Below are 8928 nucleotides of genomic sequence, written 5' to 3' on the forward strand. Positions count from 1 at the left end.
GGCACCTCGGCGACGCGCGTGATCGCGACCTCGATCGTGCGCGACTGCTATGCCGGCCGGCGCATGGCGAGCGTGATGTCGCTCGCCATGATGGTGTTCATCGCGGTGCCCGTGATCGCCCCCTCGTTCGGCCAGGCGGTGCTGCTGGTGACGGCGTGGCGCGGCATCTTCGTCGTGCTAATGCTGTACGGCCTGCTCGCGCTCGCATGGTGCGTGCTGCGGCTGCCTGAGACCCTTCCCGAGTCCGGGCGCCGGTCGCTGGCGCCCGCCGACGTGCTCTCGGCGTTTCGGCAGACCGTGACCAACCGCCAGACCATCGGCTATGCCACGGCCGCCGGCAGCGTCATCGGCGCGCTCTTCGCCTATGTCTTCTGCGCCCAGCAGGTCTTCACCGGAATCTATCACCTCGGCCATTACTTCCCGCTCGCCTTCGCCGCGATTGCGGCCGGCACGGCCATCGCCGGCTTCCTCAATGCGAGGCTGGTCGGGCGGCTCGGCATGCGCGTGATCTCGCACGGGGCACTGGCGCTCTACACGGTCGTTGCCGCCGTGATGCTGCTGACGGAAAGCCTCGGCATGCTGCCGCTCGCATTGTTCATGGTGCTCTCCGCCTTGATGATGTTCTCGTTCGGCATGATGATCGCGAACTTCACCGCGCTCGCGATGGAGCCGCAGGGCCAGATCGCCGGCACCGCCTCCTCGCTCTACGGCTCGATCACGACGCTGATCGGAATCGTGGTCGGCATGGCGATCGGACAGAGCTTCGACGGAACACTGCTGCCGTTCTCGGTCGGCTTCTTCCTGTCGACGCTGGCTGCGCTCGCGATTGTGCTGGTGGTGGAGAAGGGACGGCTGTTCAAGCCGCATCATCGTCCTGTCGGGTAAGGAACTTCCCGGCGGCCGCGATGTTGTCCTGCAGCATTTTTTGAAAGGCCGCTGCAATGGAACCGGAACACCGCGAAGATCACGACGTAGAGCGGCAGAGGGCGGAAAGTTCCGAACCGGGTGCTGAGCAGACCACGTTCACAACGCCATTTGCCAGCGAGGGGCTCGAGCAGGTTCGCGACAGCCACTGCTGAGCATGGTCCCCTAGTCGGTCGCCCGCCGGCTGGCGCTGAAATCATCTGCAGCGCTCTTGGGGATCGTCCGCATTCCCCTCGGCCGCACCATGAGCACAACGACCTCCCGCGCGAGACCGGGCCGCCCCCACAGGGTCGCCTGCGCAGTGAACTCACGCCTGACGAAGTGTCCGGTCCGGGAGGACGCCCACTCCATCCATCGGATGCAAGGCTCCTGGTCGCGGAAACAGAGCGCGGCCCAGCCGCGGTCGAGCGACGTCTTGCGCGGCAATCCCAACGTATCTTCGTACTCGAAGGGTCCCGCATTATACGGATGGTCCTGGCCGTAGAACGCGGCGGCGAAGGCGAGCGAACCATCACCACTCACGGCGCTCAGCGGCACGCCGGTCAGCTCCCGCCACGCGCGCGTCAGTTCGCCGGCCGTCTGGGCGTAAAGATTCCGGCCCTCCTCATAACCGCGATCGTTGCGATAGACGGCATGGATCGGCGCGGCGACCAGGACGGCGGCCAGCGCGACGCCGGCCACGATCACGGTCAGGTTGACCGTGTAGAAGCGCTCGATCGGGTAGCTTGTGCCGCAGACCACGAGAACGGTAAACAGGAACAAGCCCTGCAACGCCCATAGCGACGGCAGATCTGTGCCCATCACAAGCGAGGTCAGGATGGGCAGCAGGATCGTGCCGATCGCGACGTAGAACAGAAGCCGCAGGCCCGGGCTCATCGCCCCGAAGTCGGCCGGAAACTGCTTCAAGCGCGTTCCTGCGACGAGCACCCAGAGCACGGCCGACATGCTCATCGCCGCCGCCAGCCCCAGCAGAAAGTTTCTCGCCTCGCCGAGTGAAGTCGCAGTGCTTCCGTTGGCATGCGCCAGCGCGTAGGTGAAAGTCGACGCGCCCGTTGTCGCGAGCCAATGGATGTGGGGTGATAGCGCCGCGAGCCCGACGACGACCGAGATCCAGGGCGAAGCGGAGGTGAAATAGGCGCGTCGCGCCGGGTGTGCCAGCGCGGCAAGCGCGAAGCTCGTGACGAGAAAGATCGAATAATATTTGCCGACCATTGCCAACGCCGTCGTGCATCCCACCGCGACCGCCCACAGCGGGGCCCGCGTCTCGAATGCACGCAGGAAGCACCAGGTCGCCAGCGGCCAGGCCGCGAGCAGCACCGAATTGGCATTGAAGCGCTGGGCGTGGAATTGATAAATCGGTGTCAGCATCAGGAGCAAGAGCACCAGGATGCGCTTGTGCCCGGTCACGAATTGCCGCGCGATTTGGTCGACGAAGATCAGCGCAAGCCCGGCATTGGCCATCGCCATCAACTGCAGCGACCAGTCGCTGAGCGGGAAGACGGAGGTCCAGCCAGCGGCGATCCAGCCGGTCAAGGGCGGATGCTTGTGATAGCCCCAGGCAAAATGCCGCCCCAGTGTCCAGGCCTCGAGCGTATCAGGGTGCAGGCCGCCGCCGGCATAGGCGATCGCCAGATAGAGCGTCCAGATCGCAACGAAGCAGCCGATGAGAAGGGGCACGGCCCAGCCCGCCTCGACGCCATCCAGCCAACGCAGGAAAGGTCGCCGCCAACGCGCCGGCGTGCGATCGGACCGTTCGGCCATCGCCTGTAATGCAAAATCGATCGACACGGGAATCAGATTGAGGAAGGGAAAGTAATACGTGAGGAGCACACATCTATTTCAAGATTGAAACAAATAGCAATGATCGGACATTGGAAGGGTTAAAAGCCGCGCGCTTCTCAATTGGCGCAGCCAACAAAAGGCAGCGGCGCCGCTGATATCAGCGGCGCCGCATCACGATCCGACAAAAGTCGCGGGAACGCGTCGCCCGCCTACTCCGACTTGTCGACGTTCCAGAACAGCGGCGTCGCCGGGCCGTCGAGCACGCCGGTCAGCGATTTGCGCCAGCCGCTCGGCAGGAGATACTGCCCGAGCGGGATATAGATCACCTGCTCATAGGCTTCCTTCTGGATGTCGGCGGCGATCTTCTTCTGCTCGTCGAGCGAGGGGGCGCGGACGAAGGCGTCCTTGAGCTGCTCGATCTTGGCGCTTTCCGCCCAGCCGAACCAGCCGCCCTTCTTGCCCTGGCCGCCGATCGAGAGATTGGCGATCGGGTTGGAGACGTCGGCTGCGACCCAGTTGGTGAAGAACATGTTCCAGCCGCCCTCCTTCGGCGGCTTCTGGCTGGCGCGACGGCTCACCACCGTCTGCCAATCGGTCGCCTGCAGGTCGACCTTGAAGCCGGCCTCGCGCAGCAACTGGGCCGCGACGATCGGTTGCGCCTTGAGGGTCGTGACGTCGCCGGGCGCCATGACCACGACCGGGGTGCCGTCATAGCCGGACTCGGCGAGCGCCTTCTTGGCTTCCGCCATGCCATTGCCCTTCACCAGAGTCTCGGCGCCGGCCTCGGTTGCGAACGGCGTGTCGCAAATGAAGAACGCACCACAGATCTTCTGATATTTGGCATTGCCGACCAGCGCGTCGAGCACGTCCTTCTGGTTCATGGCCAGAAGAGCAGCCCGCCGCACCTTCACGTTGTCGAACGGCGGATAAAGGAAGTTCATCCGGCCGAGGGTCTGAAAGCCGAACTTGTTCGAGACCTCGATCGTGATCTCCTTGTTCGCCTCCAGCACCGGCAGCATGTCGTAGGGCAGGTTCTCCATGAAATCGATGTCGCCCGACTGCAGCGCGTTCACCGCGGTCTGAGAGTCCGGCATCGTGATCCATTCGACGCGGTCGACCTTCGCCACCTTGCCGCCCGAGGTCCAGCTCGCCGGCTCCTTGCGCGGCACGTAATCGGTGTTTTTGACGTAGACCGCCTTCACACCCGGCTGGAATTCCGACGCCACGAACTTGAACGGACCCGAGCCGATCTGCTCGGGGATCTGCTTGTCCGCCGGCGTCTCGGCGAGGCGCTTCGGCATCATGAAGGCGACGCGCGAGGACGGCTTGCCGATGGAATCGAGCACGAGGCCGTAGGGCTCCTTCAGCTTCAGCGTGATGGTCTTGGCGTCGGTCGCCTCGATGCTCGCGGTGAAGTCCATGAGCTTCTGGCCCATGCCGTCGACCGCGGCCCAGCGCTTCAACGAAGCGACGCAGTCCTCCGCAGTCACCGGCGCGCCGTCATGCCACTTCAGCCCGTCGCGCAGAGTGAAGGTGTAGGTCAGCTTGTCGTCGGAGATCTTCCAGTCCGCCATCTGCGGCTGGATCTTGAAGGTCGAATCGGGGGCCACCAGCGTGTCGTAGACCATGTAGCCATGGTCGCGCGTGATGTAGGCCGTGGTGAAGATGGGATCGATGATGCGCAGATCGGAATGCATCACCGCCGTGATGGTCTTGCCCGCTGCGAGCACTGGCGAGGCCAGCGCGGTCGAAAGCGCGACGACCGACAGCGCAAGTTTGGAGGCAAGCGCGCGAGGCCTCCGGCGCATGAAGTGGAACATAAAAAGTTTCTCCTGACGTGAAACTGTTCAAAGGCAGGTTATTGGTTAAGCATGCGGCTCGTTCCTTGGGCGAACTAACCTCATGCAATGCCTTTATCTTTCGAGACTTGCAGACAGGGCCGAGCGCGTCAATCCGGTTTCGCTGCAAGCCCTGGCGGCGCGGGCACGGGCTCCACAAGGATCGGTTTGGCTCTACAACACTCTCCACTCGTCCTGCCGCGCGGCAATGCAACGCGCGTTCCATCTTTCGAAGCTTGAGAGACATCGAGATGAATCCAGCCAATCTTCCTTTCGATTCCGAGGCAATGCTCCAGGGTCTGCGTGGCTGGGTCGAATGCGAGAGCCCGACCTGGGATGCTGGTGCCGTGAACCGCATGCTCGATATCGCGGCGCGGGATATGGCGATCATGGGTGCGACGATCGAGCGCATCGTCGGACGGCAAGGCTTCGGTGGCGTGATCCGCGCGCGCTTTCCGCACCCGAAGCAGGGCGGGCCCGGCATCCTGATCGCCGGCCACATGGATACCGTCCACCCGGTCGGCACCATCGAGAAGCTGAAATGGCGGCGCGAGGGCAACAAGTGCTATGGCCCCGGCATCTACGACATGAAGGGCGGCAACTACCTGTCGCTGGAAGCGATCCGGCAGCTGGCGCGCGCATCCTTCACCACGCCGCTGCCGATCACCGTGCTGTTCACGCCTGACGAGGAAGTCGGCACGCCCTCGACACGCGACATCATCGAGGCGGAGGCTGCGCGCAACAAATATGTGCTGGTGCCCGAGCCCGGCCGTACCGACAACGGCGTCACCACCGGACGTTATGCCATCGCACGATTCAATCTCGAGGCGACGGGCCGGCCGAGCCACGCCGGCGCGACGTTGTCGGCGGGACGCTCGGCGATCCGCGAGATGGCGCGGCAGATTCTCGCCATCGACGCGATGACGACGGAGGACTGCACCTTCTCGGTCGGCGTCGTGCATGGCGGGCAATGGGTCAATTGCGTTGCCACGACCGCCACCGGCGAAGCGCTCTCCATGGCCAAACGGCAGGCCGATCTCGACCGCGGCGTCGAGCGGATGCTGGCGCTGTCCGGCACGAGCAACGACGTCGCCTTCAAGGTGACACGCGGGGTGACGCGCCCGGTGTGGGAACCGGATGCCGGCACGATGGCGCTGTATGAAAAGGCGCGCGGCATCGCCAAATCACTCGGCGCCGAACTGCCGCATGCGAGCTCCGGCGGCGGCTCCGACGGAAACTTCACCGGTGCAATGGGCATCCCGACGCTCGACGGCCTGGGCGTGCGCGGCGGCAATGGCCACACGCTCGAGGAGTATATCGAAGTCGAGAGTCTGGTTGAGCGCGGTCGGTTGATGGCGGGTCTGCTGGCGACGCTGGAGTGACGGCGCCGCTGTTCCCTAGCTATTCCGCAGGGTGGCAAAGGGCGCGTCGCGCCGTGCCCACCATTCTGCCAAATGGAGGAGCGGTAGGCACGCTCCGCTTTGCCCACCCTGCGAGCTTAGCCGCACTGCAAAATCTGTGGCCCTGATGGCACGGGAATTGCTGAAATGTTAGGCTAGTGGCAGAACTGACCATCGCGGCTGCCGCCGATTTGACTCTAATCTGACGGAATCCAACTTGCTCGGATATCTCCTACGCCGAATCTTCGCCGCCGTGCCCGTGATGGGCGTCGTCGCGCTGTTCGTCTTCCTCCTGCTCCGCCTCACCCCTGGCGACCCCGCCGCGATTCTCGCCGGTGACAACGCGACGCCCGAACGGCTGGAGCGCATCCGCACCTCGCTCGGCCTCAACGAGCCGCTGATCGTGCAGTTCATCACCTGGGTGAACAAGCTGCTGCACGGCGACCTCGGCACGTCGCTGATCTCCAATCTGCCTGTCATGAAGATGATCGGCCAGCGCGTCGAGCCGTCGATCTCGATCGCGCTGTCGACCATCATCCTCGCCGTCATCGTCGCCGTTCCCTTAGGCGTGATCGCGGCGTGGAAGCACGGCACCTGGATCGACCGTTTCGTGATGGGCCTCTCCGTGCTCGGCTTCTCGGTGCCGGTGTTCGTGGTCGGCTACATCCTGATCCAGATCTTCGCGATCGAACTGCGCTGGGTGCCGGTGCAGGGCTTCCGCAGCATCTTTAACGGCTTCGGGCCGTTCTTCGAGCGGATGATCCTGCCGACCTGCGCCCTCTCCTTCATCTACATCGCGCTGATCGCGCGCATGACGCGCGCGGCGATGCTCGACGTGCTCGGCGAGGATTACGTCCGCACGGCGCGCGCAAAGGGCATCAACGAGGTTGCCGTGATGATGCGGCACGCGCTGCGCAACGCCGCCGTGCCTGTGATCACCGTGATCGGCACCGGCTTTGCGCTTCTGATTTCGGGCGTCGTCGTCACCGAGAGCGTGTTCAACATCCCCGGCATCGGCCGGCTCACCGTGGACGCAGTGCTGGCGCGCGACTATCCGGTGATCCAGGCGATGATCCTCTTGACGTCGCTGATCTACGTCGTCGTCAACCTTCTCATCGACGTCGCCTACACCCTGCTCGATCCCCGGATCCGGTACTGAGGCAAGGACAAGGACAAACATGTCGGTCGATACCCTTCCCCAGTCCTCTATTCCGATCACGTCGCCTCTGCGCCCGCGCTTCGGATTCCTGACCTCGACACCGATCATCGCGACGGCGACGGTCCTGCTCGCGCTGATCGTGCTGATCTCGATCCTCGCGCCGCTGATCGCGCCGCATGATCCGATCCAGCTCGCGCCGTCGCAGCGGCTGAAGCCGTCGTCCGGGCAATTCCTGCTCGGCACCGACGCCTATGGCCGTGACCTGGCTTCGCGCGTCCTCTATGGTGGCCGCATCTCGCTTCTGATCGGCATCGGCTCGGCGATCCTGTCGATCGTCATCGGGCTCGCGATCGGGCTCGTCTCCGGCTTCTTCAAGCTGGTCGATGCCGTCTTGATGCGGGTCATGGACGGCTTGATGGCGATGCCGAGCATCCTGCTGGCGATCGCGGTGGTGTCGCTGTCCGGTGCCAGCCTCTGGACCGTGCTGATCGCGATCACCATTCCCGAGATTCCGCGCGTGGCGCGCCTGGTGCGCTCGGTCGTGCTGTCGGCGCGCGAAGAACCGTACGTCGAGGCGGCGATCTCGGTCGGCTCCAGCCTGCCGAAGATCATGTGGCGGCACCTGATGCCGAACACGATCGCGCCGCTGATCGTCCAGGGCACCTATGTCTGCGCCAGCGCGATCCTCACCGAGGCCATCCTCTCCTTCCTCGGCGCCGGCATCTCGCCGGAAACGCCGACGTGGGGCAACATCATGGCCGAGGGCCGCCAGTACTTCCAGATCAAGCCATCGCTGATCTTCTGGCCCGGCCTCCTGCTCTCGATCGCCATCCTCAGCATCAACCTGATCGGCGACGCGGCCCGCGACGCCCTCGATCCCCGCATGAAGCAGCGGGAGGGGAAGTGATTTGTCTCGCCGCCCCTGCCCCTTGTTCCGTCATTGCGAGCGAAGCGAAGCAATTCAGTCTGCATCCGCGGAAGGACTTCTGGATTGCTTCGTTGCTTCGCTCCTCGCAATGACGATGGAGTGACCTGATGACCGACACCATCCTCGACATCAACAACCTCGTCGTCTCCGTCGGCAAGAAGCCGAATGGACCGAAGATCATCGACGGCATCTCGATCCAGGTCCGTGAGCGCGAGACGCTGTGCCTCGTTGGCGAAAGCGGCTCGGGCAAGTCGGTGACCTCTCTCACCACGATGGGCCTTTTGCCGAAGGGCACGCTGGTGCCCACCGCCGGCAGCGTCAAGCTGGTCGGCGAAGAGCTGCTCACCGCGACCGACCGCCGCCTGCGCCAGCTACGCGCAACTCAGATGGCGATGATCTTCCAGGAGCCGATGACCGCGCTCAATCCGGTGGTGCCGGTCGGCCGCCAGATCGACGAGGTGCTGCGCGCGCACACCAAGCTCGATGCCAGGGCGCGCAGGAAGCGCATTCTCGACATGATGGAGCAGGTCCACCTGCCCCAGGTCGAACGCATCTTCGCCTCCTACCCGCACCGCCTCTCCGGCGGCCAGCGCCAGCGCATCATGATCGCGATGGCGCTGGTGCTGGAGCCGAAGCTGCTCATTGCCGACGAGCCGACCACCGCGCTCGATGTCACCACTCAGAAGCAGATCCTGAGCCTGATCCGCGAGCTCCAGCGCGATCACGGCACCGCCGTGCTGTTCATCACCCACGACATGGGCGTGGTCGCCGAGATCGCCGACCGCGTCGCGGTGATGCGGCAGGGCCGCCTGGTCGAGACCGGCCCGCTCGAGACCGTGCTGCGCAATCCGACCATGGAATACACCCGCAATCTGCTCGCGTCGGTGCCGAGCCTGG

7 protein-coding genes are annotated in these 8928 nt (G+C 64.4%); 5 read left to right on the forward strand and 2 right to left on the reverse strand.

Translation table 11 applies throughout. The features are described 5' to 3' along the window. Window positions 1-885: MFS transporter (locus MOV75_RS17700; RefSeq protein WP_247006283.1), on the forward strand; the 885-nt coding region annotated here is incomplete at its 5' end. Window positions 886-1089: 204 nt separating this feature from the next. On the opposite strand, the gene MOV75_RS17705 is transcribed toward MOV75_RS17700, so the two are convergent. Beyond that, on the reverse strand, window positions 1090-2685 hold the full coding sequence (locus tag MOV75_RS17705; protein ID WP_247006285.1) for a glycosyltransferase family 39 protein: 1596 nt from the start codon (window positions 2683-2685) through the stop codon (window positions 1090-1092). Between the two features lie 230 nt (window positions 2686-2915). Beyond that, the gene (locus MOV75_RS17710; protein WP_246927304.1) at window positions 2916-4526 is read right to left on the reverse strand and encodes an ABC transporter substrate-binding protein; all 1611 of its coding nucleotides are present in this window, start codon (window positions 4524-4526) and stop codon (window positions 2916-2918) included. 269 nt (window positions 4527-4795) lie between these two features. On the opposite strand from MOV75_RS17710, the gene MOV75_RS17715 reads away from it, so the two are divergent. From MOV75_RS17715 to MOV75_RS17730, 4 genes are all read left to right on the forward strand, one after another. Further along, window positions 4796-5926, forward strand: coding sequence for a M20/M25/M40 family metallo-hydrolase (locus MOV75_RS17715; protein ID WP_246927302.1), 1131 nt, complete (start codon window positions 4796-4798; stop codon window positions 5924-5926). 235 nt (window positions 5927-6161) lie between these two features. Further along, on the forward strand, window positions 6162-7103 hold the full coding sequence (locus MOV75_RS17720; protein ID WP_246927300.1) for an ABC transporter permease: 942 nt from the start codon (window positions 6162-6164) through the stop codon (window positions 7101-7103). 19 nt (window positions 7104-7122) lie between these two features. Next, window positions 7123-8010 (forward strand): ABC transporter permease, encoded by an 888-nt coding sequence (locus MOV75_RS17725; RefSeq protein ID WP_246927298.1) that lies wholly within the window; start codon window positions 7123-7125, stop codon window positions 8008-8010. Window positions 8011-8138: 128 nt separating this feature from the next. Beyond that, window positions 8139-8928: ABC transporter ATP-binding protein (locus MOV75_RS17730; RefSeq protein ID WP_247006284.1), on the forward strand; the 790-nt coding region annotated here is incomplete at its 3' end.

Source organism: Bradyrhizobium sp. PRIMUS42, from assembly GCF_023006515.1.
Lineage (GTDB): Bacteria > Pseudomonadota > Alphaproteobacteria > Rhizobiales > Xanthobacteraceae > Bradyrhizobium.